This window comes from Psychrobacter sp. TB20-MNA-CIBAN-0197, from assembly GCF_040309765.1.
Taxonomy (GTDB): Bacteria; Pseudomonadota; Gammaproteobacteria; order Pseudomonadales; family Moraxellaceae; genus Psychrobacter; species Psychrobacter submarinus.
This window is the reverse complement of the sequence record NZ_JBEOPC010000011.1, coordinates 1-23066: the sequence shown is the minus strand read 5'-3', so window position 1 is coordinate 23066 and position 23066 is coordinate 1. Positions and strand designations below refer to the sequence as shown.

Sequence of the window (23066 nt, the reverse complement as noted above, 5' to 3'; positions counted from 1 at the left end):
ATTAGTGGCTATATTTTTCGATCCAAGACGCTACTGTTGGCCAGATCTCCGCTGCAGCGTTACGGCTCATCAGTACCCGCGTATGATCGTAGTCCTCTAAATGCCCGCTGGATTTGGCGTACTCTATAAAGACATTATCAGTATTGGCAAATTTATCAAAAAACAGCTGACAGCCCTGAGTTGGGGAGATAAACCGATCGCCTTTACCGCTGATCGCATAGATAGGCGTCGTAATGTTTGCCATGCCTTGGCGATAATCAAAACGCTCATTTGCAGGCTTAAGCTGTTTATCGATGTCTTTATTTTTTATAAAGCTACTTTTAAAATTTTTTTGTAGGTTCCAGTCATACCACTGGGTCATCGTATAGTAGCTTTCGTTAAAAGGACCGAGACCGAGCTTTTTGGCAGGGATATAGCCAAGCACTTTAGTGAAGGCTTTTGCTGCAAGGATTTTGGTATAACTGATAGGGTTTAGGACAGCGCCAAAGGCTTGACAAGCAAAGGTGCTGATACTATTAATCCGTGTGATGTAGCTGGAATTTTGTACTAAAAACATGGCCAGTCCCACACCGCCGCCACTATGGGTGACACAGTGCAGGTTGGTGAGTTTGCGCTCATCGAATAAATAGCGAAAAGCCGCCTCATAATCATAAGTGGCTACAGTTTCGAAGTTAAATTTATCTTTGGGTTTGCTGCTATGACCATGACCGCGCCACTCCATAATGTAGCAAGTATGTCCAAGACCTGCGAGATAGCTTGCGATACCTAGACAGACTTTTTTGTCAGAGAAGGTGCCATGAGTCAAAAAAATATTTTGTCTCGTTATTGCTGCGCCTGCCTGTTTATGGGTAGTTTCATCAACAACCTCCCAAACGGCGATCTGTTCGCCATCTTTGCTGGTGACTAAGGTTAAGTCTTCATAGATCATAAATTACTGGCTTGTAAAGAGAGGGAGAAGGCATACACTCAGTGGTTATTAGCTTAATACAAATAATAAGCCGCTTAAATAACGAGTCATCATATCTTATAACGTTAGTCTCTTGATAATCCACATTAGCGCCTTAATATAGAGAAAGTAACGATGACGATCAAATCAAGTCCAAATCACAGTAGCAAGGTCGGAATTGACGTCTATTTAAGTTATAATAGCGTTTAAAGTCTTTATTCAGCAAAAAAATAGTTCGCAAAAATGCTACGGATTAAAATCATAATATACCCTGATATTTTTGCGATAAGTTAATTTTGACCCTAATCGTTTAATGTTTTTACAATTAAAACCGTTTTAATGATAAGTATGCAAACTGACGACATTAAGGTGCCCAATCAGGCATCGGTGTCTTAACGTACAGGAAATACTATGAGTAATCAAAACCCAACCGCAAGTGCCCCTACCAGTAATGAGGTAAACAGCAATGAAGCAGAGTTTGAGTCTGCACTTGATACCGAGCAAGCTGAAGCTAAAAGTAATATTACTATTACCGAGTCGGCGCAAGGGTATCTAGCTGAGTTATTATCTAAGCAAGATACCGACGGTATCGGTGTGCGTATCTTCGTGGAGCATCCAGGCACGCCGCGTGCTGAGTGCTGTATGGCTTACAACCAGCCCGGCGAAGAAGATAGCGCTGATCTAAAGCTCAGCTATGATAATTTTGCAGCCTTTATCGATGCCGCCTCAGTGCCTTACTTAGAAGATGCGGTGATTGACTACAATAAGGATCGCTTTGGTGGGCAGCTGACTTTCCGTGCGCCGAACTCGAAAGTGCCAAAAGTAGGCGCGGATGCTAGTATTGAAGAGCGTATCAACTATGTGCTGCAATCAGAGATTAACCCAAGTCTTGCCGCGCATGGTGGTATGGTTGATCTTATAGAGCTGATTGAGGAAGAGGGCGTTGGCTTGACTGCAGTACTCAAGTTTGGCGGTGGTTGTCAGGGCTGCTCAGCAGTCGATATGACGCTTCGTCAGGGCGTTGAAGTACAGCTCAAGCAGCAGATTCCAGAGCTGACACAGGTAGTGGATGAGACCGATCATACTCGTACCGAAAACGCATATTACAAATAAGGTCTTAGAAAGCATAAGATAAGATTAAATGATTACTTATGAAATATATTCATTAAGTAATAAAAAAATCGCTATTCTTTTCATAAGGAAGCTGGGTTATGATTAACTCAGCTTTTTTTATGCCTAACCTTTGGATATCACTAAATAGGCTCTTAATCCGGAGGTTTTTTAGAGGTTTTAACGAACGGACGAAGCACAATTAACTAACAGAGCACAATAAATAAGGAGCACGTTATGAGCGAGGAAAATGCAGAAAACGGTAGTCATAATCAGCGTCTAGAGACACTAGCGATTCATGCCGGCTACAGCGTTGAGCAGACCACTAAGGCAGTTGCCGTACCGATTTATCACACAAGCTCCTATGCTTTTGATGATACTCAGCACGGCGCTGATCTGTTTGATCTAAAAGTGGCGGGCAACATTTATACTCGTATCATGAACCCGACCAATGCGGTATTAGAGGAACGAGTTGCCGCGCTCGAGGGCGGTATCGGCGCTCTAGCAGTCGCCTCTGGGATGGCAGCGATTACTTATGCGGTGCAGACCATCTGTGAGATGGGCGACAATATCGTTGCGGTATCAACCTTGTATGGCGGTACTTATAACTTCTTTGCCCATACGCTGCCGCGTCAAGGCATCGAAGTACGCTTCTTTGATCATAAAAATCCTGAGGCCATTCGCGATCTGATCGATGACAAAACCAAGATGGTATTTGCTGAGAGTATCGGTAATCCACTGGGCAATATTATCGATATCCAAGCGGTAAGTGACATCGCACACGAATATGGCGTGCCAGTAGTCATTGACAACACAGTGGCTACCCCTGCTATTTGCCGTCCATTCGAATACGGCGCTGATATCGTCATTCATTCACTCACCAAATACATGAGCGGTACAGGCACCTCTATTGGTGGTGCTATTGTCGATAGTGGACAGTTTAACTGGGGCGATCATCCTAAGCGTTTTCCACTATTAAATGAGCCAGATGCCAGCTACCATGGCGTGAATTTTGTCAAAGACGTGGGCGCGGCGGCCTTTATTGCTCGCGCTCGGGTGGCACCGCTGCGTAATACCGGTGCCGCGCTTAGTCCGCTCAACGCCTTTGGAATCTTGCAAGGCATTGAGACTCTAAGCCTACGTATGGAGCGCCATGTCGAGAACGCGCAAGCGGTCGCTGAGTACCTAAAGGGTCATGACAAAGTCGCTTGGATTAAATATGCAGGCCTTGCCGATCATCCTGATCATAAGCTCGCGCAAAAATACATGAAAGGCACGCCGTCAGCTATTTTGACTTTTGGTGTAAAAGGTGGCCGTGAAGCTGGCGCGCGCTTTATCGATGCGCTGCAGCTGATTACGCGTTTGGTCAATATCGGCGATGCCAAGTCGCTGGCAAGCCATCCTGCGACGACCACGCATCGTCAGCTCAACGGTCAAGAGCTAGAGCAAGCGGGCGTCACTGAAGATATGGTGCGCTTGTCGATTGGTATTGAGCATATCGAAGATATCAAAGCGGATCTTGAGCAAGCTTTGGCTAAAGCTTAGCGCTTTATATAGCTCTCTTTATATCTTTGGTTAGATAAAATGATTCGCTAAAATAAAAATCCCATCTCGCAATAGAGATGGGATTTTTTTAATACTTAAGGTTAATAGCACTTAAAGCAAAAAGTAATCAAAGCTATTTAAGCAGTGAGCACCCGCCGCGCTATATCTTTATAGACTTGTGACTCTAGGCGGGGACCGAACTGCTGAATCACTTGCGCTGATACCTCACCGGCTAGACGCCCACACTCAGGCAAGGAGTAGTGCTGCGATAAGGCATACAAAAAAGTCCCTGAGTAATTGTCTCCGGCACCATTGGTGTCGATGACGTCGATAACCTTTGGCGTAGGGACTTTGTGAATATCGATACTATTCTGCTTATCAGATTTGTGCGCGATGATCGTATCATTAGCGCCATCAGTGACTACCGCAATTTGGCAGTAGCTCAGGAGTGCGCGAGCGGCGGCTTTGATCTGCTTTTTTTCAGTGAAGAGCTTGGCCTCTTCGCTATTACAAAATATCACCGCAACTTTATTACCCAGCATGTTGAGTAGGCCTTCTTTGGCAAACTTCACTACCGCAGGGTCAGCGAAACTGACGGCTATTTTAGCGTTATGAATACCGGCCTGTTGGCGCAGCTTAGTCATAGCCGGCTGAATACCTTCTGACATGGCAAGATAGCCTTCTAGATAGAGCCAATCCGCCTTGGTTAGTGCCTCAAAGTTGACGTTTTCCTCGCTGATATCAGCAGAGGTACCAAGATAAGTCTGCATGGTACGCTCGCCATCATCGGTCACCGCTACCACGCAGGAGCCGGTGACGCCGCCTTTATGTATCGAGCGCTCTGAGGTGGCAACGCCGGCGTTATGTAAGTCCTCTAAGTAGAATTGTCCGGCTTCATCATCGCCGACGCGGCAGGCATAAAAAGGCTTGCCGCCAAGGCTTGCAAAGGCATACATAGCATTAGCCGCTGAGCCGCCGCCCGCTTGTTTTGACGGTTCGATATCAGCCAACTGAAAGTAAGCCAGCAATTGCTGCTGCTCTTCAAACGCCGCGAGCGTCATGTTTCCTTTGGTTAATTCCGTCTCTTCTAAGGCGGCATCGCTCAACACATATTCGTGATCGACCAATGCATTGCCTATTGCTATCACATCGTACATGACTGACTTCTCCTAATTGAATGCTAGAGCGCTATTTTAAAACAAACGCATATAAATACAGACTGTTGTTATCGTAACGGATGCTAAGCTTGTAGCTCAAGTAAACGCTGATATAAGGCATTTTTTTTGACCCCAGTGATATCGGAGGCTAAGCTTGCCGCTTTTTTTACGGACAAGTCTTTGAGTAGGCGCACTAATAGCGCATCATGGATACTCATGTCGTCGCTATCTTGAGCGCTAGCCTCACCTGCGACAACGACGACTATTTCACCGCGCTGCTGATTGTCATCGGCTTTGACAAACTCAACCAAATCGCCAAGCGTCGTTTTATGCACTGTCTCAAAAGTTTTGGTCAGCTCACGGCAAAAAGTGACGGCGCGATCATGACCAAATACTGCGGCCATATCGCTCAAGCTTGCGACAATACGATGCGGCGCTTCATAAAATATTAAGGTTTCTGTCCGCGCTTTTAGTGCCTCTAACTGCTTTTGACGACCATGAGTTTTGGCATTTAAAAAGCCAATGAAGCTAAATCTATCGGAGGGCAGACCTGCGACCGAGAGCGCAGCGATAGCCGCAGAGGCGCCAACGATAGGGGAGACAGTAACATCAGCATCATGAGCGGCCTGTACCAATTGATAGCCGGGGTCACTGACCAAAGGCGTACCGGCATCGCTGATTAGCGCGACACTGTGACCTTGCTCGATCATCTCAATGATTTTGGGCGTTTGAATCGCGCTATTATGCTCGTGATAGGCCCAAAGTTTATTATGGCCTTTTTTATGTGTGTCGCTTTGTACGAGTGCTTCTGTCTTATCATTCTTACGATTATCATCACTCTCATTGGCCTTGTCAGCTTTAGTGTCGATACCGAAATGTGACAACAGCTTACCTGAGGTGCGAGTGTCTTCGCAGGCGATGATATCGACTTGTTTTAAGATATCAATGGCATGCGCAGTCATGTCAGCAAGATTGCCTATAGGGGTGGCAACGATGTACAAACACGCTGGCATCTTTGTAAGGGTGGACATGAAAACCTCAAATCGTTATAGATCATTAGAATAAAAAGTTAAACTTATGGGCAAGTAGTGCCGCTTAGCAAAAGTAAAAACGGTAAAACCTAGCTAGTTTAGCATGTTGTGCTATGATAATTCTGAAATGTTGCGCAGACTAATCAAGGCTATGAGCGATAAAAAGCCCAATAAAAAACCAGAACATAAACCGCTACTATTGACCTCGCCCAAGCAGCGCCAAGGCAGTCATTATGAGCGGCAAGCGTGTGAGTTTCTGCAAGCAAAAGGGCTTATCTTGATTGCTCAAAACTGGCAACAGCCCAAAGTAGGTGAGCTTGATTTAGTGATGCTAGAGACGGGTAAAGCTTGGTCGACTTTAGTATTTATCGAAGTGCGTCAGCGCCGAGTATCTGACTTTGGCGATGCCGCGCTTAGCATAACAGCGGCTAAGCGTAATAGGATTGTTAAGACCGCCAAGTATTTTTTACAGCAACATCCTAACTATGCCAATTATGAGTGCCGTTTTGATGTCATTGCTTATAATACGTATACGACTGATAATTATAATAAGCCAAGAGGCGCGGCGTGCAGTGCGAGGCCAGAATGGCTACAAGGGGCCTTTACAGCACAGGCTTGGTAGCCAAATACCTGTTTAGTAACGCCTAGCCATCAACGCCTAACCATCAACATTTAGTCATCAGTGCTTGCGATGAAAAATCGTTCATCAGGTACTATAATATAAGGGCTATAAGTTAAATCGCTAACAGATATCGTTACCAAAAACCTAACTACTCACGGCGAAAATTAAGTAAAGTAGCTAGACTCTTAAAGGCTTATGCAAATCATAAAATCGTATCTATCACGCCTAACAATTACGCTTAACAATCATGCACCAAGAGGTCAATAATGATAAGGATGTCCCCGCTCACTGCTCTCTCAAACGCTCTAAGTCATCAAGTAAGTCGTCAAACGTGTGCCAAGATGATGATGACAAGCTTAGTGATGGCTAGCTTGGCGATAACCGGCTGTACGACTAACTATCTAACCAATAGTACTAATGGTACTTATGGCGTACCGGTCACTGAGCGTACTATTCCGCAGCGCCTGCTCGATCGTAGTATAGAGCACACGGCCAAAATTAATGTCTACGGTTTACAACAAGATTTGCAGCAAAACAGCCGGATGAGTATAGATAGCTTCAACAGTGAAGTGCTGCTGAGCGGGGAAGTTCCTACTGAGGCGCTCAAAACGCAAATAGAGCAAGTCGTCAAGTCGATGCCTGACGTGCGTAAAGTCTATAATGAGCTAAACGTCAGTGTCGCTCGCGGTTATAGCTCAACCGTGCAAGATGGCTATATCACCTCCAAGCTACTGGCAAAAGTCGCGGCGAGCGATGGGGTAAAATCCTCGCAGCTCAAAGCGGTCACCAATAACGGCGTGGTGTATATCATGGGCCGTATGACGCCAACGCAGCAAAGTAACTTAATCGATATTGCTAATGATACAGCCGGTATCACAGAGCTTGTGCTATTTACAACCTTAGTCAATGATATAGGCGCGACTATCAGTGGTGAGGACATTATGACTGACCCGACTTTGACGAATAACGTAAATGTCACGATACCGCAAGCCACCGCAGTTATTAGGACTCCAGCACCAGTCTCTACTAATAGCGCGATTATTGAGCCTACCCCTGATAATGCGCAGCCTATTAACGCTCCTGTAGAGACGCCGGCAGCGCCTAGATCCTCTAGTCCTTATATTGATCTGTATCAAGACCAGTAGCCGCTAGCATAACCTGAACATTGACGATATGTTCCTACCATTTGACTGGCAGCTTTAAAGTGTTGTTTTCACAAGAATGCTAACCATTATCACAGGATTTATCTGACGCCATCACCTTTAACTCTTAAGCTATTTACTGTCATTGAGGTAATAGTCTTTTAAAGCTCGCAGTTCAGTATTTTCAAAAGTGCAAGAATAAGAAAATCTATCTTCTCAACCTTAACGGATAAACCCAGGATAACAGGACAGTAGACCATGAAGCAGCCAGCCGATACGCCCCAATCAGCGAGTGACCCGTCTAAACCGTCACGTCAATTTAAGCTCGTCAAGATGGGAGTGACGGCCGTGACCTTGTTTGGCGGTGTGATGCTAGCTACTCAACAAGCACAAGCGCTATCCGCATTGGCGATAGTCAACGGTCTGACTGCGAGCGGCGGTGTTACGGTCAGTAAAGACATCTTATATGGTGATGAGTCAGCGCAGGACTTAGATGTTTACTACCCTAAGCCCTTAGCGCAAGCGATGAGGTCTCAGCAAGAGATTGCCCAGACTTATCCTATGGTCGTTTTTGTCCATGGCGGCTCGTGGGAAAGTGGTAGTAAAGAAGAATATGCCTTTGTCGGTCAAAGCTTAGCTCAGGCCGGTTATGTCACAGCAGTGATTAATTATCGCAAAGCGCCCAAGCACGTCTATCCTGATTTTGTAGAAGACACCGCGCAAGCTGTCGCGTGGAGTTATAACAATGCTACAAGCTTGCATGCAGATCCACAGCGCTTAGCGGTGATCGGACACTCAGCTGGCGCGTTCAATGTAGTCGCGGCTATGTCCAACGAGGATTTTTTAGCGCCTTACGGTGTGAGCCCAGACGACATCGCCGCTGTTATCGGTATCGCCGGACCTTATAGCTACGACTTTCGCAAGTATGGCGGCTCTAGCGCCTTTGCCAATGATGCCACCCCCGATGAGGTGATGCCTGATCGACAGCTTAAAGGTCCTCAGCCGCCTTATTTATTATTGACCGCCGAGAATGATGAAACCGTTCATGACACCAATACAGTGAAGATGACTCAGGCGCTAAAAGACTACGGCGCTGCGGTTGAAAACGGCGTGATCAAGGGTGCGAGTCACGCCACTAGTATTGGGGCGATGGCGCCACCACTGCGCTGGGTCAATGATGTGCGGGCGCAGGTGTTGGGCTACTTAGACAAACAGCTAAACTAAAAACCTGAATTAAAAACCTGAGCCTTCTGAGCCTATTGATAAAATCGCACATGGTTTGAGTGCTTCAGCGCTAGCTAACGGTGTTGTTTTATACGCCGCTGATAGCTAGCGGGCCGAATAATTACTGCTTGATAATAGTGTGCTAGACAATACTGTAAGAGAGTCAAACTCTTGTTATAATGTCGCACGCCCAATAAAAATACTGAAATAACACTTCTTAAATAATACAGGATACGTTATGAGCATGAACGCTGATGATTTGATCGCATTTTTACAACAGCACTATCCAGACGCTTTTATTCAAGCTGCCAATCAAGGTAATAAGTTTGATGTACGCGTGGTGGATGCAAGCTTTGAGGGCAAGCGTACTGTACAGCGCCAACAAGCTATCTATGCTCTAGTTAATGACAAGATTGCAAGCGGTGATATACATGCGCTCAATATTCAAGCCTTGACGCCAAGCGAGTGGGAAGTGCAGTCCAAAGGCTAAAGCGCCGCACCTAAATTAGCTTATTCATTCAGCGTACTAGCTGACATTCATAAGCTCTTTTTAGTGTCTTTTACTTATTATTATAATTACCCTTAGGTTATCATTTTATGGATCAATTCTTAATTACCGGCAGCAGTCGTATCGCAGGTGAAGTTACTATCTCCGGTGCTAAAAATGCCGCTTTGCCGTTATTGGCGGCGATGATATTAGCCGAAACACCAACGACTCTGCACAATGTGCCTTCCTTACAAGATGTACGCACCTTGGTTCGACTAATCGGTGGTATGGGAATCGATATCCATAAAGATGGCGATACGGTGACTTGTGATACTGCGAGCATAGATAATTTCTATGCGCCATATGACTTAGTGAAAACGATGCGCGCTTCTATCTTGGTGTTGGGGCCACTGCTTGCTCGTTTTGGTGAAGCTGAAGTATCTTTGCCAGGGGGCTGTGCGATTGGTTCGCGCCCGGTCGATCAGCATCTAAAAGCCTTTGAAGCGATGGGAGCTGAGATTAGTGTCGAAAATGGCTATGTCAAAGCGCAAGCGCCAAAAGGCGGCAAGCTGATCGGCTGTAATTTTTCGTTCGATATGGTGACCGTTGGCGGTACTGAGAACGTCATTATGGCAGCCGCTTTGGCCAAAGGAACGACAGTGCTTGGTAACTGTGCACTCGAACCAGAAGTGGTCGATTTGGCCAATATGCTTGTAGCAATGGGCGCAAAAATAAGCGGCATTGGCACCGCGACGATGACCATTGAAGGCGTTGAGCGCCTGCATGGCTGCGAGTATTCGGTGGTGCCTGATCGTATCGAGACTGGTTCTTATCTAGCCGGTGCATTGATGACGCGCGGTGATGTATTAGCCAAAAAAACATCAGCTGCATTGTTGATTCCTGTACTCGAGAAGTTTGAGTCGATGGGCGCTATCATTACCACAGGCGACGACTGGATTCGCGCGCAGATGAGTATGCGCCCGCAGCCGGTTAATATTCGTACCCAGCCGCATCCAGGCTTTCCTACCGATATGCAAGCTCAGCTCATGGCGATATCCTGTCTTGCTGATGGTACAAGTACCTTTATTGAAAATATCTTTGAGAATCGCTATATGCACGTGCCAGAGCTCAACCGTTTGGGCGCCTCCATCCAAGTTGATGGCCATACGGCAGTAGTCAAAGGCGTTGAGAATTTCACCGCAGCGCCGGTGATGGCAACTGATCTGCGTGCCTCTATGTCGCTTGTGATGGCGGCGGCGTCAGCGGAAGGTGAAAGCCTGATTGACCGTATTTATCATATCGATCGCGGTTATGAAGATGTCGAAAATAAACTACGCGCTTTAGGCGTTAACATCGAGCGTATCAACAGCAACGACTGATATTGATAATAAAAAGCTGACTGAAGGACAGTCCATAAGACTGCTATAGAAGACCCTTTAGTCGACGCTGAATGTATAACATTGACATTAATTGCTTAAATGTTATCGAAACTCTATAAATACTATGACTGAAAATTATGACTGGAAATAATCAAAAACAGCAAGATAACGCTTTATTGAACGAAGTGGATAATGAGTTTAATGGTCTGACTTTAGCGCTTTCTAAAGGCCGGATTCTTGATGAAACCATGCCGCTGTTACAAGCCGCAGGGGTGGACTTGTTAGAAGACCCTAGTGCCTCGCGCAAGCTTATTTTTCCAACCACTCATCCAAATGTACGCGTTCTAATATTGCGAGCAAGTGATGTACCGACTTATGTAGAGCATGGTGCCGCTGACTTTGGGGTAGCGGGTAAAGACGTCTTGCTTGAGCATGGTGCCAATCATGTCTATGAGCTTTTAGACTTACGCATTGCGCAGTGCAAGCTGATGACCGCTGGCGTTAAAGGCGCTACTTTACCCAATCGCCGTTTACGCATCGCTACTAAGTATGTCAATGTTGCGCGCGCTTACTTTGCCAGTCAAGGCCAGCAAGTCGATGTCATCAAGCTCTATGGCTCGATGGAGCTTGCGCCTTTAGTTGGTTTAGGCGATTTGATCGTCGATGTGGTCGACACTGGTAATACTTTGATTGCAAACGGTCTTGAGCCACGCGATCATATCTGTGACGTGTCCTCGCGGCTGATCGTCAATCAAGTCAGTTATAAGCGCAAATTTGCCTTACTTGAGCCTATTTTAGATAGTTTTAAAGAGAGTATAAAAGCCACCTCTTAACAAGGTTTTAGCCATTAAAGGTTTTAGCCATTAATAATATCAAACCTTATTATTGAAGCGTCGCAACCCGTTTAGTGGCTCATCGTATATAGGGCGTGCTACACTAGTTTTACTCTACTCGCTTTTTTATAGGCTCTGCAAAAACTCATTACAGTAGCCCTAAACCGGTTTTGAAGTGTACCAACTATAGGAATCAGTTATGCGCCAAATGACGACTCAAGATAGCGACTTTGAGCAGCAGCTATCTACCTTGCTTGCTTTTGAGACCGTCAATGACGGCGATTTATTACAGACGGTTGATGATATTATCGCGCAGGTGCGTGCTCATGGCGATAGTGAAGTATTAGCGTTAACGCAAAAATTTGATCAACATCCTGCAACCACAATGCCAGAGCTTGAAGTCTCACAAGAAGCTTTAGTAAAAGCTTTTACCACGCTTGATACTGAAGTAAAAGAAGCGCTGAACACGGCCGCCACGCGAGTGAAGACGTTTCATGAGCGCCAAGTACAAGACAGTTGGCACTATGAAGACGAGCTAGGTAATCGTTTGGGCCAAAAAGTCACGCCGCTTGATCGCGTTGGTATCTATGTTCCTGGCGGCTTAGCCTCTTATCCTTCCTCAGTACTTATGAATGCTATTCCTGCAAAAGTCGCAGGCGTTAAAGAAGTCATCATGGTGGTACCTGCGCCTAATGGTGTGCTCAATCCTTTGGTACTAGCCGCTGCGCATTTAGCAGAAGTGGATCGGGTCTTTACGGTAGGAGGAGCGCAGGCGGTAGCTGCTTTGGCTTATGGTACTGAAACCATTCCGCAAGTAGATAAAATCACCGGACCGGGTAACAAATATGTTGCCGCGGCGAAGCGTGCCGTCTTCGGTCAAGTGGGTATCGATATGATTGCCGGTCCCTCTGAGGTGCTGGTTTATGCCGAAGGCGAGGCGGCTGATCGCGCAGACTGGCTTGCGATGGACTTATTATCGCAGGCTGAGCATGACCGTATTGCCCAAGCTATCTTTGTCACTACGAGTAGTGAGCAGTTAGCTGAAGTTGCGGCGGAGATTGACAAGGCGCTAGCAGAGTTACCTAAAGCCGATATCGCGCGCGACTCTCTCAAAAGCCGCGGCGCTTTGATACTGGTCAAAGATAGACAAGATGGTATGGCGCTGATTAACCGTATTGCACCTGAGCACTTAGAGCTGTCTGTTGATGATCCAGATAGCCTGCTTAATGAGGTGCGTCATGCAGGGGCAATATTTATGGGTCGTTATACGCCAGAGGCCATTGGTGACTACTGCGCAGGACCTAATCATGTCTTGCCGACTTCAGGCACGGCGAGATTTTCATCACCGCTAGGGGTGTATGATTTTCAAAAAAAATCCTCTATCATTTATTGCAGTGAAGGCGGCAGTAAGCCATTAGCCCAGACTGCTGATATCTTAGCGCAGCGTGAAGATTTAGAAGCGCATGCGCGCTCGGCTCGTTATCGTTACCAGTAAGGCTTTATCAATAGTTGAATAATAGCGCAAAAATACAAACGTAATAATAGATATAATAAACGATCTAAAACTAAAAAAAGTCGTCAAACCAGCGCTAATTTTAACTTGTTTATTAATTGAGGATTTCTAACAGTGTTACGATATGGGTAACAGGGTTGTTAGAGTAGAATAAGAGTAGGGTCATTTATGAGTGAATTAAAGGTAGATACTAGGCTATGGTCCGGTAAAGCGCGTAATTTATCACCTTACATTCCCGGTGAGCAGCCGCAGCACAATAACTTATGTAAGCTTAATACCAACGAAAACCCATTTCCGCCTTCACCAAAAGTTGCTGCAGCAATCAGCGCCGTACTTACCCAGCAAGCTGAAGAGCTGCGCTTATATCCTGCGCCTGAATCTGACGACTTACGTGGCGCTTTAGCGAGAGCTTATGACCTAGATATCAATCAAGTCTTCGTCGGTAATGGCTCTGATGAAGTGCTGGCGTTAATATTTGCCAGTTTTTTTATGAAAGAGCGGCCACTGCTAGCGCCGGATATCAGCTATAGTTTTTATCCAGTATATGCCCAGACTTTTGGAGTTGAGTTGGTAAAGATCGCGCTAGAAGCGGATTTTAGTATTGATCCTGATGCGTATCGTCAGCCTTGCAGTGGTATCATCATTGCTAACCCTAATGCGCCAACCGGCTTGTTACTTTCGCTTGCAGATATTCGTAAGCTTGCGAGCGAGCATCCCAATGCCACTATTGTCATAGATGAAGCTTATATTGATTTTGCACAAGCTGGCGCGACCGTTTCGGCGGTGAGCCTGATTAACGAGCTAGATAATGTATTAGTGACTCAAACCTTCTCAAAGTCACGCTCGCTCGCTGGCCTCAGAGTAGGGATGGCCTTTGGTAACCCTTCGTTAGTTGAAGCGTTAACACGCATGAAGAATAGCTTCAATAGCTATCCGTTAGATAAGCTGGCACAAGCTGGCGCGAGAGCTAGTGTTTTAGATACCGAGTACTTTGAGCAGACTTGTCAGCAAGTGATTGATTTGCGTCATTCTTTGACTGCCGAATTGAAGGCTTTAGGTTTTGAGGTGTTGCCATCACAGGCCAACTTTGTCTTTGCGCGTCCTCATGATGGTGACGCTATCGGTATAGCAAGCGCGTTACGCGAGCAAGGCATTATTGTCAGACACTTTGATACGCCGCGTATACAAGAGTATCTGCGTATTACGGTAGGAACCGCTGAGCAGCAACAGCGTCTTATTACCGCACTAAAGGAGCTAGCGGCTCAATAAAAGCACTGAGTTTGTCTATTAAGATAAGTCTTTATGAGCAATCCGCTTGCGCCAATACTGCAAGCAGGTTGCCCACTTTATCTAAGCACTCTTGATACTCAGCGTCTATATCTGAGGCAACCGTAATACCGCCACCTGCCCACAAACGCACGGATTTACTACCGTCTTCTAGCCTTGCGGCCTGCAAGGTGCGAATCAGCACATTCCATTGCCCACTACCATCGAAATTCATATAACCCATAGTGCCACAATATGCGCCACGCGGCGCTATTTCTAGCTCCGATATAATCTCAACCGCGCGTCTTTTAGGGGTACCGGTGATGGAGCCTGCCGGCAGACTGCCAAATAATACCGCTAGCGGATGGGTGTCTGCCTTTAGCTCAGCGGTGATAGTGCTGACCATGTGATGAACATTACTAAAGCTCTCAATAGCAAATAACTGCGGTACTTTTACTGAGCCTGTTTTAGCGTATTTTCCCAAGTCGTTGCGTAGTAAGTCGACGATCATCACATTTTCAGCGCGATCTTTATCGCTGCTTAAAAGCTGCTGTTTAAAGGTTGCATCTTCCTCCGTAGTGATACCGCGCGGCATGGTACCTTTTATCGGCTTAGTGGTGATGGCGTGCTTGTCGCTAATAGCGTCTTTACTAAAGGTAAAAAACAACTCTGGTGAGCAGCTTAGTAATTCAAAATCTGCTTGATTTAGCGAATCGTTGTTTAAAGAGTTGACGCTCATATAACCGGCAAAAGGCGCTTGTGTATTACGCTGTAAGCTTGGCAGATAGTCCATTAAGCTTAGTGTTGTTGTCAGATCTTGCTCATTATTTGCCGAAGATGCTAACTGCCCTTGCCAAGCTTGGGTCAGATTGATTTGATAGCAGTCGCCTTGCTGCAGGTAGTGCTGGGTTTGCGCAAACGCTTGTTTATAGTCACTTTTTTGCCACTGAGGTGTCAGCTTTAAAGGGGTTAATAGCGGATACAGCTGACTCAACTCTTTGTGCTCAGATAAGGTTTCCGCTTGACCATGTTTAGTAAGCTTATGTTCTAAAGCATTAAGATAAGAGACGAGCTGCTCTAAGTGGTTGTCTTTTATTGCCTTGTCTGAGTTGTCAGTCGATTTGCAGCTTAGCGACCAGATTGTCCCATTAGCTTTGTTGTTTATATTGTTGTCTACATTTCTAGTTAAATAGATATCATAATGACCGAGTGCAGCAAGCGGCGACTCAGCATTTGTCATAGTGACCGCTGGGCTTAAGTCCTGCGCGGCGATGTCATAACCGATAAATCCAATGAGGCCATGATGATAGCGCGGCGAGCTTGACGTAGTTTGCGCTACTTTTTTTCGCCTTTTTTCCACTTTCTCATAATCTCTACAATAATCGATGAGCTGCTGTTGCCAAGCCTCATAAGTGATGTTTGCTACAGTTGACGTCATAGAATCGTCGCGAAACGTTTGCATCAGCTGATAAGTTGCTTGCGAATCTGGCGCAAAATAAAGCTGCCAGCTGACTTTAGGTAGTAGACCGATGACTGGCTCGTCGTCATTAGCGAGCCAAACCAGTTGCCAGTTTGCCGCGCTGTCTTTGGCTATTAGATGCTGCTGTAGTACAGGCAGTAACTCTGCGGCACACAAGTCGCCAAAACGCCAGCTATGATTAAACATAGCTGGCGTCTCATTGGGCGCTGCATTGATTGTAGGGTGTTCAGTACTCATAAATTAAGCAGTAAATTCTTTAATAATCAAAGTTGCATTGGTACCGCCAAAACCGAAGCTATTACTCATCAATGTCTTGAGCTTGGTTTCACGCTTTTGGGTGACGATATCGAAACCAGTAGCGTCTTCATCTAGAGTGTCGACATTGATGCTTGGGGCGATAAAGCCTTCTTTCAGCATCAACAAGCAGTAAATCAGCTCTTGCGCGCCGACTGCGCCTAAGCTATGACCGGTCATGGATTTAGTAGAGCTTATCGGCGGGACTTGACTGATATCGCCACCGAATACTTTGGCGATAGCTTGCAGTTCAGTGATATCCCCTAGCGGCGTGCTCGTACCATGAGTATTGATATAATCGACGCTCTTTAAACCTGCGTCATTCAGCGCTTGTTGCATGCAGCGTACCGCACCCTCACCGCTAGGCGCGACCATCTGCGCTCCATCGGAGCTTGCGCCATAACCGACGATCTCGGCTAAGATATGAGCGCCGCGTGCCTCAGCGTGCTCAAGGCTCTCAACCACTAGCATCGCGCCGCCAGCAGCAATCACAAAGCCATCACGGTCTTTGTCATAAGCACGAGAAGCCAGCTTTGGTGTATCGTTATACTGGGTGCTAACTGCGCCCATCGCATCGAACATACAAGACTGCGTCCAGTGCTCCGCCTCACTACCGCCTGCAAGCACCACATCTGCTTTGCCGAGCTGAATGAGCTCAGCGGCATGACCGATACAGTGCGTTGAGGTGGCGCAAGCAGAGGTAAGAGAGTAGGAGACACCTTGAATCTTCAGGCCAGTTGCTAATGCCGCGGAGACTGAGCTGCCCATCGTTTTGGGTACTGCCATAGCGCCAACACCGCGCAGACCTTTTTCGCGCATGGCCTCTACTGCGTTGACGATACTCTCGGTCGAGGCGCCACCTGAGCTGGCGACTAAGGCCACACGCGGATTGTTATTAATCGTCTCAAGAGATAAGCCTGATTGCTCGATAGCGTCTAAGGCGCTGACATAAGCATAGAGGCTAGCATCGCTAAAAAAGCGCTTGAGCTTACGATCGATCTTGGCGGTATCTAATGCCGTTTTGTCGATACTACCGCTCACTTGCGACTTAAATCCATGCTCGGCATAGGACTCATTGAAGGTGATACCAGATTGTCCTTCTTTTAGAGACTGAGTAACGCGGGCCAAATCGTGACCGATGCAAGAGACGATCCCAGCTCCTGTAATAACCACTCGGCGCATATTCTATTCCTTGTAATAATGGTGTTTTTACGATTTTCAGATCGGTTGTACAAGACTATTTGTCAGCTAGATTATTCACAATCCAACCCAATCTGAACCTCAGATAAAGTCATACAATGATACCTTAGTTCCGACTATAATGATGCACAAGATATGCAATATATTTTACTGACTGATAAGTATGTTTGATTAATAGTGAATTGTCAGACGTTAAAACTCAAACTGGTAAGCTTTGTTAAGATCATTGTTAGTTATTGATTATGACCTACTATAAAGTCGTTAACAGAAAGTAGAAGATACAAACTTTATGTTCTCAATAACATTGTTCACACTGACAGCCATTATGAGAATTAGCTACTCTAATAAATGTAACTGTAGTAAAGCCTCTAATCTTTTAATTTACAAGCTTATTAAAGGTTAAGCTATAAAAGCTCAAAATATAGAGCACTTACCCTATAAAATAATAGGTGCTAACAATAACATTCTGCTTACTAACCCTGTCAATTTAAGGACATAACTATGGCAAAGCGTAACACCCTCTCTAAAGGTATTAGTACTATCGGTCATTTCACTCGTGATAATCTTGAGCGTATGGGCGCTTTTATCGATAGCGCGAACGCCAAGGCAGGCAAGCCGCGTCAATATAAAGCCGTTAATTTAGGTGATGAAGATTATCAGCAAGACCTATTTCGTGAGCAGACACTAAAGGCCACCCAGCAGCTGATCGGTACGCGTTTTGCCACTTATGGTAAGTATGCCAAAAAGATAGTGCCTAATAGTCTTTTTCAATCAACTATCGATAGCGCCTTTGCACAAATTGCCAACCTTGCTGCTAGTTGGAGTCATTTAGATCTACCCAACGAGCATCGTTTTGCGGATATATCGAGCTTAGATGAGGAGCAGCGCTACGCACTTGCCACTGATATCGCTAACCAAAACCGTGCTTTAGCGACATTAGGCGGTATTACTGGTCTTGCAGGTCTGCCAGGTTTGCTCGCCGATACTTTATGGCTATTATTAGTATCACTACGCACCGTGTATCAGCTCGCTGCCGTTTATGATAAGCCGTTGACTGGCAAGCAAGGGGTAAAGATGGCTTATGAGCTACTCTCTGCAGCCGATCTGAGTAAAATGCAAGAAAAGCAGGCTCTGCTTGCAGGTATTGGCGTAGGTAAACAGTTACTTGATAATGCACAAAGCCGCGGTTTGCATAACGAGCTGCAAAACTTAGGTCTAAAAAATAAAAACGTCAATTACTACGCCGAACAAGTCGATAATATCGCCGGACAAGTGGGTATCGATTTAGATCAAATTAATCTATCTTGGTTGCGCCGCTTTTTGCCAGCGACTGCTGTCATTGTTGGTATGCGTTATAACAGTAGCTTAATTGACGAAGTCATTGGCGTAGCACAAGCGACCTTCGGGCCTGAGCCTAAGCTTGCTAATAAAGCCATTACCGATGACAGTGGCAGCGAAGCTAAAGTTGAAACCTCTGATAGCAATAAAAAAGACAAGACTGAGCAAGATAAGCAAAGCGACAAAGAATCTGCTAAGACGTCAGACGATAACAAGCAAACTAACGATAAGAGCGGTGCAGATGATAAAAAAACTGATAATAATGCCAAGAGCGATGAGGCTAAGCAAGATAAGCAACAAGCTCAAGCCAATAAGTAGCTTTAGCAGATTCATGTAGGTGCTAAAACAGACACTAAGCCAAAAGGCGATACTGATGAATAAAAGGGCTAAAGGTAGGATATGGTTGGTAATATCGTTACCGCTCTTGAAAAATAGCTCAGTATCGCCATTTAGTATGGACAAGTTAATTTAGCTTATTACAGGTTAAAGACTTATTGCACATTCAAGAATAGTTGTAAAGTGAAATCGCTGATAAGTAGTTGAAATAGCAGCAACAACTCTTTATAATATACTGTCCTAAAAATGGGTACTGCCAATATTTACGATTATCGTGGATTGCTCGGCAGATTGGCCCATTTTTTTGTTTTATACCAAACGGGAGAAGGATGCCTTATGGCAACAACTAACCAATTGATTCGTAAGGGTCGCAAAACCATCAAGGAAAAGTCAAAAGTTCCTGCGTTGCAAGCGTGCCCACAGCGCCGCGGTGTATGTACTCGTGTTTATACGACTACACCAAAAAAACCTAACTCAGCTATGCGTAAAGTATGCCGTGTTCGCTTAACTTCAGGTTATGAAGTATCAAGCTATATCGGCGGCGAAGGTCATAACCTACAAGAGCACAGCGTTGTGCTTATCCGTGGTGGTCGTGTAAAAGATCTACCAGGTGTACGTTATCACACCGTTCGCGGTGCACTTGACTGCGCAGGCGTAAAAGACCGTAAGCAAGGTCGTTCTAAGTACGGTGCCAAAAAGCCAAAAGCTTAATGTAAGCTGAGCTTTTTGCATTACCCATTTAACTGTGCATAGGTTTGGTGTTACTAGACAAAACTCACTCAGTGATTTTGCTATTAAACATACCACTATGCAGTAAGGCTGACTGATAATGGATAGCTCTGCTCTTATAGATGCAGCTTGAGATTATGAATGTCAGACTCTCCTGAAGACAAGGAAATTTATTATGCCAAGACGTCGCGTCGTAGCTACCCGTGAGATCCTACCGGATCCTAAGTTTGGTAGCCAAACTATCGCCAAATTCATCAACCACGTGATGAACGATGGTAAAAAATCTACTGCTGAGCGTATCGTATATGGTGCTCTTGAGACGGTAAGCGAAAAGCGTAACATCGAAGATCCAGTATCTTTCTTCGAAGAAGTGCTAGAAAACGTTCGCCCAATGGTCGAAGTAAAAGCTCGCCGTGTTGGTGGTGCAACCTACCAAGTACCAATGGAAGTACGCCCCTCCCGTCGTACTGCCTTGGCTATGCGTTGGTTAGCGGAAGCCGCTGCTAAGCGTTCTGAAAAATCTATGGCTTTGCGCCTTGCCGGTGAGCTAAGCGATGCCTCAGAAGGTAAAGGTAATGCTATGAAGAAGCGTGATGAAGTTCACCGTATGGCTGATGCCAACAAAGCGTTCTCGCATTACCGCTTCTAAGCGATATTCTTATAATTGTTTTATTCTATTGATTGTCGCCATCGTTAACGGTTATTTAGTGGCATACCGCTAAGCTTATTATACTTAGCTTTATACTGCTAAAGCCTCCAGGTGGCGGACATCTATCAAGATATTTCTTTATATAGGCATCTTTATAGGTCTACTCCTAGCTGGTTCTTACTAAAGAGTATCCCAAAATTTATACCACTATATTCTTAGTATTTGCTCTTGTTTGTCCGTATCAGGTCCAATAATCAGTAAGTCATACTATAAAGTTGACGGCTTTGTTACAGAGTATGGGGTAGAGACACAACACCTTAATTCATACACGAATTTCCCTAGGAAAATACTATGGCTCGTAAAACTCCCTTAAAGCGCTATCGTAATATTGGTATCTCAGCGCATATTGACGCTGGTAAGACTACCACGACTGAGCGTATTTTATTCTATACTGGTAAAAACCACCAACTCGGTGAAGTTCATGATGGTGGCGCAACTATGGACTGGATGGAACAAGAGCAGGAGCGTGGTATCACGATCACCTCAGCTGCGACGACTTGTTTCTGGAAAGGTATGGATCAACAGTTTGATGAACATCGCATCAACATTATCGATACCCCAGGTCACGTTGACTTCACCATTGAAGTTGAGCGTTCTATGCGTGTCCTTGATGGGGCTTGTATGGTTTACTGTGCAGTAGGCGGCGTTCAGCCACAGTCTGAAACTGTATGGCGTCAGGCAAACAAGTACAAAGTACCACGTCTAGCGTTCGTCAATAAGATGGACCGTGTTGGTGCTGATTTTTATCGTGCTGTAGAACAAGTGAAAACTCGTCTTGGTGGTAACCCAGTACCGGTCGTTATTCCAATCGGTAAAGAAGAAGATTTTGAAGGTGTTATCGATCTTATCACTATGAAAGCTATCTATTGGGATACTGAAACTCAGGGTATGACGTTTGAAGAGCGTGAGATCCCAAGCGAGCTGCAAGCTAAAGCAGAAGAATATCGCGAGATGTTGGTTGAGACTGCCGCTGAAGCTTCTGAAGAACTTATGAATAAATACCTAGAAGACGGCGAGCTGTCTGAAGATGAGATTCATAACGCTATTCGCGAGCGTACTATCGCTAACGAAATCATCCCAATGCTTTGTGGTACTGCCTTTAAAAACAAAGGCGTCCAAAAAATGCTAGACGCAGTTATTCGTTATATGCCTGCGCCGCATGATGTACCAGCAATCCGCGGTATTCTTGATGACAAAGAAGAGTCTGAAGGCTTCCGTGAAGCGTCTGATGATCAGCCGTTTGCCGCACTAGCGTTTAAGATCATGAATGACAAGTTCGTTGGTAACTTAACCTTCGTTCGTGTTTACTCAGGCGTTATGCAGCAGGGTAGCAGTGTTTATAACCCAGTTAAGATGAAGCGTGAGCGTATCGGCCGTATCGTTGAGATGCATGCTAACTCGCAAGAAGAGCTACAAGAGATCCGCTCTGGTGACATCGCTGCTTTAGTCGGTATGAAAGACGTTGGTACTGGTGACACGTTATGTGATGAGCAAAACGTTATTACGCTTGAGCGTATGGAATTCCCAGATCCAGTTATCAGCCTTGCTGTTGAGCCAAAGACTAAAGCTGACCAAGAAAAAATGTCAATCGCTCTAGGCCGCTTGGCAAAAGAAGATCCGTCGTTCCGTGTACATACTGACGAAGAGTCTGGTCAGACTATCATCAGTGGTATGGGTGAGCTTCACTTAGAGATCTTGGTTGACCGTATGAAGCGTGAATTCAATGTTGAAGCCAACATCGGTGCACCGCAAGTTGCTTATCGCGAAACGATTCGTGAAACTGTCGAACAAGAAGGCAAGTTCGTTCGTCAGACTGGTGGTCGTGGTAAATTCGGTCACGTTTGGTTACGTCTTGAGCCACTTGATCCAGCAGGTGATGTTGAGTACGAATTCGCTGAAGAAGTTGTTGGTGGTGTGGTACCAAAAGAGTATCACGGTGCGGTCGACAAAGGTATCCAAGAACGTATGCAAAACGGCGTCCTTGCTGGCTACCCAGTGGTTGGCGTAAAAGCAACGTTATACGATGGTTCATACCATGACGTTGACTCTGATGAATTGTCATTCAAAATGGCAGGTTCTATGGCTTTCAAAAAAGGCTTTATGGCAGCAAACCCTGCGCTACTAGAGCCAGTCATGAAAGTTGAAGTTGAGACGCCAGAAGACTACATGGGCGACATCATGGGTGATTTAAACCGTCGCCGTGGTATGGTTCAAGGCATGGAAGATCTGCCTGGTGGTACTAAGCAGATCCGTGCTGAAGTACCATTAGCTGAGATGTTTGGTTATGCTACGCAAATGCGCTCAATGTCACAAGGCCGCGCGACTTACTCAATGGAATTCCAAAAGTACGCGGAAATTCCAAAGTCTGTTGCTGCTGAAATCATCTCTAAGTTCAACTCTAATGATGATGAGTAATTAGCTTGCTTACGACAGTATAGAGCGCCCTTATATATAAGACCTCTATACTGTTATAGATATACAGTTATTAGAAATACACCAATAATTAGTTAAAAGACTTGTTATTGGTGGTTATTTTCTTATAATATCTGCACACTAAGTGCACCTCTAAACATTTATTTCAATGTGGTCAGCATTATCTTAGTCGTTTTATATGAGTTATCTCATAATTATAGACCTAGAAGCTTACCCCAATAAAAAAGGATACACTCATGGCAAAGGCCAAGTTTGAACGCAACAAGCCCCACGTCAACGTCGGCACCATCGG

General features: G+C 45.5%; 19 protein-coding genes. 14 read left to right on the top strand and 5 right to left on the bottom strand.

Going from position 1 to position 23066, the window contains the following annotated elements; genetic code table 11:
• Position 1: 1 nt before the first annotated feature.
• Positions 2–928: an alpha/beta fold hydrolase gene (locus AAEY83_RS04950; protein ID WP_025646322.1), complete on the bottom strand. Its 927-nt coding sequence runs from the start codon at positions 926–928 to the stop codon at positions 2–4.
• A 429-nt stretch (positions 929–1357) separates the two neighbouring features.
• Between AAEY83_RS04950 and nfuA the strand changes: the two genes are divergently transcribed.
• Positions 1358–2059 (top strand): Fe-S biogenesis protein NfuA, encoded by a 702-nt coding sequence (gene nfuA / locus AAEY83_RS04945; RefSeq protein ID WP_025646324.1) that lies wholly within the window; start codon positions 1358–1360, stop codon positions 2057–2059.
• Between the two features lie 234 nt (positions 2060–2293).
• Complete coding sequence (locus AAEY83_RS04940) at positions 2294–3601, top strand: O-acetylhomoserine aminocarboxypropyltransferase/cysteine synthase family protein (RefSeq protein ID WP_025646326.1); 1308 nt, start codon at positions 2294–2296, stop codon at positions 3599–3601.
• Positions 3602–3738: 137 nt separating this feature from the next.
• On the opposite strand, the gene AAEY83_RS04935 is transcribed toward AAEY83_RS04940, so the two are convergent.
• Positions 3739–4758 (bottom strand): adenosine kinase, encoded by a 1020-nt coding sequence (locus AAEY83_RS04935; RefSeq protein WP_025646328.1) that lies wholly within the window; start codon positions 4756–4758, stop codon positions 3739–3741.
• Between the two features lie 83 nt (positions 4759–4841).
• The gene (gene rsmI / locus AAEY83_RS04930; protein WP_025646330.1) at positions 4842–5789 is read right to left on the bottom strand and encodes a 16S rRNA (cytidine(1402)-2'-O)-methyltransferase; all 948 of its coding nucleotides are present in this window, start codon (positions 5787–5789) and stop codon (positions 4842–4844) included.
• A 103-nt stretch (positions 5790–5892) separates the two neighbouring features.
• Between rsmI and AAEY83_RS04925 the strand changes: the two genes are divergently transcribed.
• From AAEY83_RS04925 to hisC, 8 genes are all read left to right on the top strand, one after another.
• Positions 5893–6411, top strand: coding sequence for a YraN family protein (locus tag AAEY83_RS04925; RefSeq protein WP_025646331.1), 519 nt, complete (start codon positions 5893–5895; stop codon positions 6409–6411).
• Positions 6412–6686: 275 nt separating this feature from the next.
• A complete protein-coding gene (locus AAEY83_RS04920) occupies positions 6687–7556 on the top strand; it encodes a BON domain-containing protein (protein ID WP_227501945.1) in 870 nt (289 codons plus the stop codon).
• Between the two features lie 255 nt (positions 7557–7811).
• Positions 7812–8777 carry an alpha/beta hydrolase gene (locus AAEY83_RS04915; RefSeq protein ID WP_025646335.1) on the top strand — a complete coding sequence of 322 codons (966 nt, stop codon included), beginning with the start codon at positions 7812–7814 and terminating at the stop codon, positions 8775–8777.
• Between the two features lie 238 nt (positions 8778–9015).
• Positions 9016–9267 (top strand): BolA family protein, encoded by a 252-nt coding sequence (locus tag AAEY83_RS04910; protein WP_037059357.1) that lies wholly within the window; start codon positions 9016–9018, stop codon positions 9265–9267.
• Positions 9268–9374: 107 nt separating this feature from the next.
• Positions 9375–10643: a UDP-N-acetylglucosamine 1-carboxyvinyltransferase gene (gene murA / locus AAEY83_RS04905; RefSeq protein WP_025646338.1), complete on the top strand. Its 1269-nt coding sequence runs from the start codon at positions 9375–9377 to the stop codon at positions 10641–10643.
• A gap of 137 nt (positions 10644–10780) precedes the next feature.
• Entirely contained in the window at positions 10781–11476 is a 696-nt protein-coding gene (gene hisG / locus AAEY83_RS04900; RefSeq protein ID WP_025646340.1) for an ATP phosphoribosyltransferase, read from the top strand.
• Between the two features lie 199 nt (positions 11477–11675).
• A complete protein-coding gene (gene hisD, locus AAEY83_RS04895; protein ID WP_025646342.1) occupies positions 11676–12971 on the top strand; it encodes a histidinol dehydrogenase in 1296 nt (431 codons plus the stop codon).
• Positions 12972–13157: 186 nt separating this feature from the next.
• The gene (gene hisC / locus AAEY83_RS04890) at positions 13158–14258 is read left to right on the top strand and encodes a histidinol-phosphate transaminase (protein ID WP_025646344.1); all 1101 of its coding nucleotides are present in this window, start codon (positions 13158–13160) and stop codon (positions 14256–14258) included.
• 31 nt (positions 14259–14289) lie between these two features.
• On the opposite strand, the gene AAEY83_RS04885 is transcribed toward hisC, so the two are convergent.
• Positions 14290–15972, bottom strand: coding sequence for an anthranilate synthase component I family protein (locus AAEY83_RS04885; RefSeq protein ID WP_051397478.1), 1683 nt, complete (start codon positions 15970–15972; stop codon positions 14290–14292).
• A 3-nt stretch (positions 15973–15975) separates the two neighbouring features.
• Positions 15976–17211 carry a beta-ketoacyl-ACP synthase II gene (locus tag AAEY83_RS04880; RefSeq protein ID WP_025646348.1) on the bottom strand — a complete coding sequence of 412 codons (1236 nt, stop codon included), beginning with the start codon at positions 17209–17211 and terminating at the stop codon, positions 15976–15978.
• 519 nt (positions 17212–17730) lie between these two features.
• Between AAEY83_RS04880 and AAEY83_RS04875 the strand changes: the two genes are divergently transcribed.
• From AAEY83_RS04875 to fusA, 4 genes are all read left to right on the top strand, one after another.
• Positions 17731–18885 carry an EcsC family protein gene (locus tag AAEY83_RS04875; protein ID WP_025646350.1) on the top strand — a complete coding sequence of 385 codons (1155 nt, stop codon included), beginning with the start codon at positions 17731–17733 and terminating at the stop codon, positions 18883–18885.
• A gap of 354 nt (positions 18886–19239) precedes the next feature.
• Entirely contained in the window at positions 19240–19614 is a 375-nt protein-coding gene (gene rpsL / locus AAEY83_RS04870; protein ID WP_025646352.1) for a 30S ribosomal protein S12, read from the top strand.
• A gap of 193 nt (positions 19615–19807) precedes the next feature.
• The gene (gene rpsG / locus AAEY83_RS04865; RefSeq protein WP_025646354.1) at positions 19808–20281 is read left to right on the top strand and encodes a 30S ribosomal protein S7; all 474 of its coding nucleotides are present in this window, start codon (positions 19808–19810) and stop codon (positions 20279–20281) included.
• Between the two features lie 351 nt (positions 20282–20632).
• The gene (gene fusA, locus AAEY83_RS04860) at positions 20633–22756 is read left to right on the top strand and encodes an elongation factor G (RefSeq protein ID WP_025646356.1); all 2124 of its coding nucleotides are present in this window, start codon (positions 20633–20635) and stop codon (positions 22754–22756) included.
• Positions 22757–23066 lie beyond the last annotated feature (310 nt).

Excerpts from the sequence above, each read along its gene's own strand:
- hisG (WP_025646340.1), top strand. The coding sequence starts at position 10,781 with ATGACTGGAAATAATCAAAAACAGCAAGATAACGCTTTATTGAACGAA.
- rsmI (WP_025646330.1), bottom strand. The coding sequence starts at position 5,789 with ATGTCCACCCTTACAAAGATGCCAGCGTGTTTGTACATCGTTGCCACC.
- hisC (WP_025646344.1), top strand. The coding sequence starts at position 13,158 with ATGAGTGAATTAAAGGTAGATACTAGGCTATGGTCCGGTAAAGCGCGT.
- AAEY83_RS04940 (WP_025646326.1), top strand. The coding sequence starts at position 2,294 with ATGAGCGAGGAAAATGCAGAAAACGGTAGTCATAATCAGCGTCTAGAG.
- AAEY83_RS04910 (WP_037059357.1), top strand. The coding sequence starts at position 9,016 with ATGAGCATGAACGCTGATGATTTGATCGCATTTTTACAACAGCACTAT.
- rpsL (WP_025646352.1), top strand. The coding sequence starts at position 19,240 with ATGGCAACAACTAACCAATTGATTCGTAAGGGTCGCAAAACCATCAAG.
- murA (WP_025646338.1), top strand. The coding sequence starts at position 9,375 with ATGGATCAATTCTTAATTACCGGCAGCAGTCGTATCGCAGGTGAAGTT.
- AAEY83_RS04935 (WP_025646328.1), bottom strand. The coding sequence starts at position 4,758 with ATGTACGATGTGATAGCAATAGGCAATGCATTGGTCGATCACGAATAT.
- nfuA (WP_025646324.1), top strand. The coding sequence starts at position 1,358 with ATGAGTAATCAAAACCCAACCGCAAGTGCCCCTACCAGTAATGAGGTA.
- rpsG (WP_025646354.1), top strand. The coding sequence starts at position 19,808 with ATGCCAAGACGTCGCGTCGTAGCTACCCGTGAGATCCTACCGGATCCT.
- AAEY83_RS04950 (WP_025646322.1), bottom strand. The coding sequence starts at position 928 with ATGATCTATGAAGACTTAACCTTAGTCACCAGCAAAGATGGCGAACAG.
- AAEY83_RS04915 (WP_025646335.1), top strand. The coding sequence starts at position 7,812 with ATGAAGCAGCCAGCCGATACGCCCCAATCAGCGAGTGACCCGTCTAAA.
- AAEY83_RS04875 (WP_025646350.1), top strand. The coding sequence starts at position 17,731 with ATGGCAAAGCGTAACACCCTCTCTAAAGGTATTAGTACTATCGGTCAT.
- AAEY83_RS04880 (WP_025646348.1), bottom strand. The coding sequence starts at position 17,211 with ATGCGCCGAGTGGTTATTACAGGAGCTGGGATCGTCTCTTGCATCGGT.
- AAEY83_RS04925 (WP_025646331.1), top strand. The coding sequence starts at position 5,893 with ATGTTGTGCTATGATAATTCTGAAATGTTGCGCAGACTAATCAAGGCT.
- fusA (WP_025646356.1), top strand. The coding sequence starts at position 20,633 with ATGGCTCGTAAAACTCCCTTAAAGCGCTATCGTAATATTGGTATCTCA.
- AAEY83_RS04920 (WP_227501945.1), top strand. The coding sequence starts at position 6,687 with ATGTCCCCGCTCACTGCTCTCTCAAACGCTCTAAGTCATCAAGTAAGT.
- AAEY83_RS04885 (WP_051397478.1), bottom strand. The coding sequence starts at position 15,972 with ATGAGTACTGAACACCCTACAATCAATGCAGCGCCCAATGAGACGCCA.
- hisD (WP_025646342.1), top strand. The coding sequence starts at position 11,676 with ATGCGCCAAATGACGACTCAAGATAGCGACTTTGAGCAGCAGCTATCT.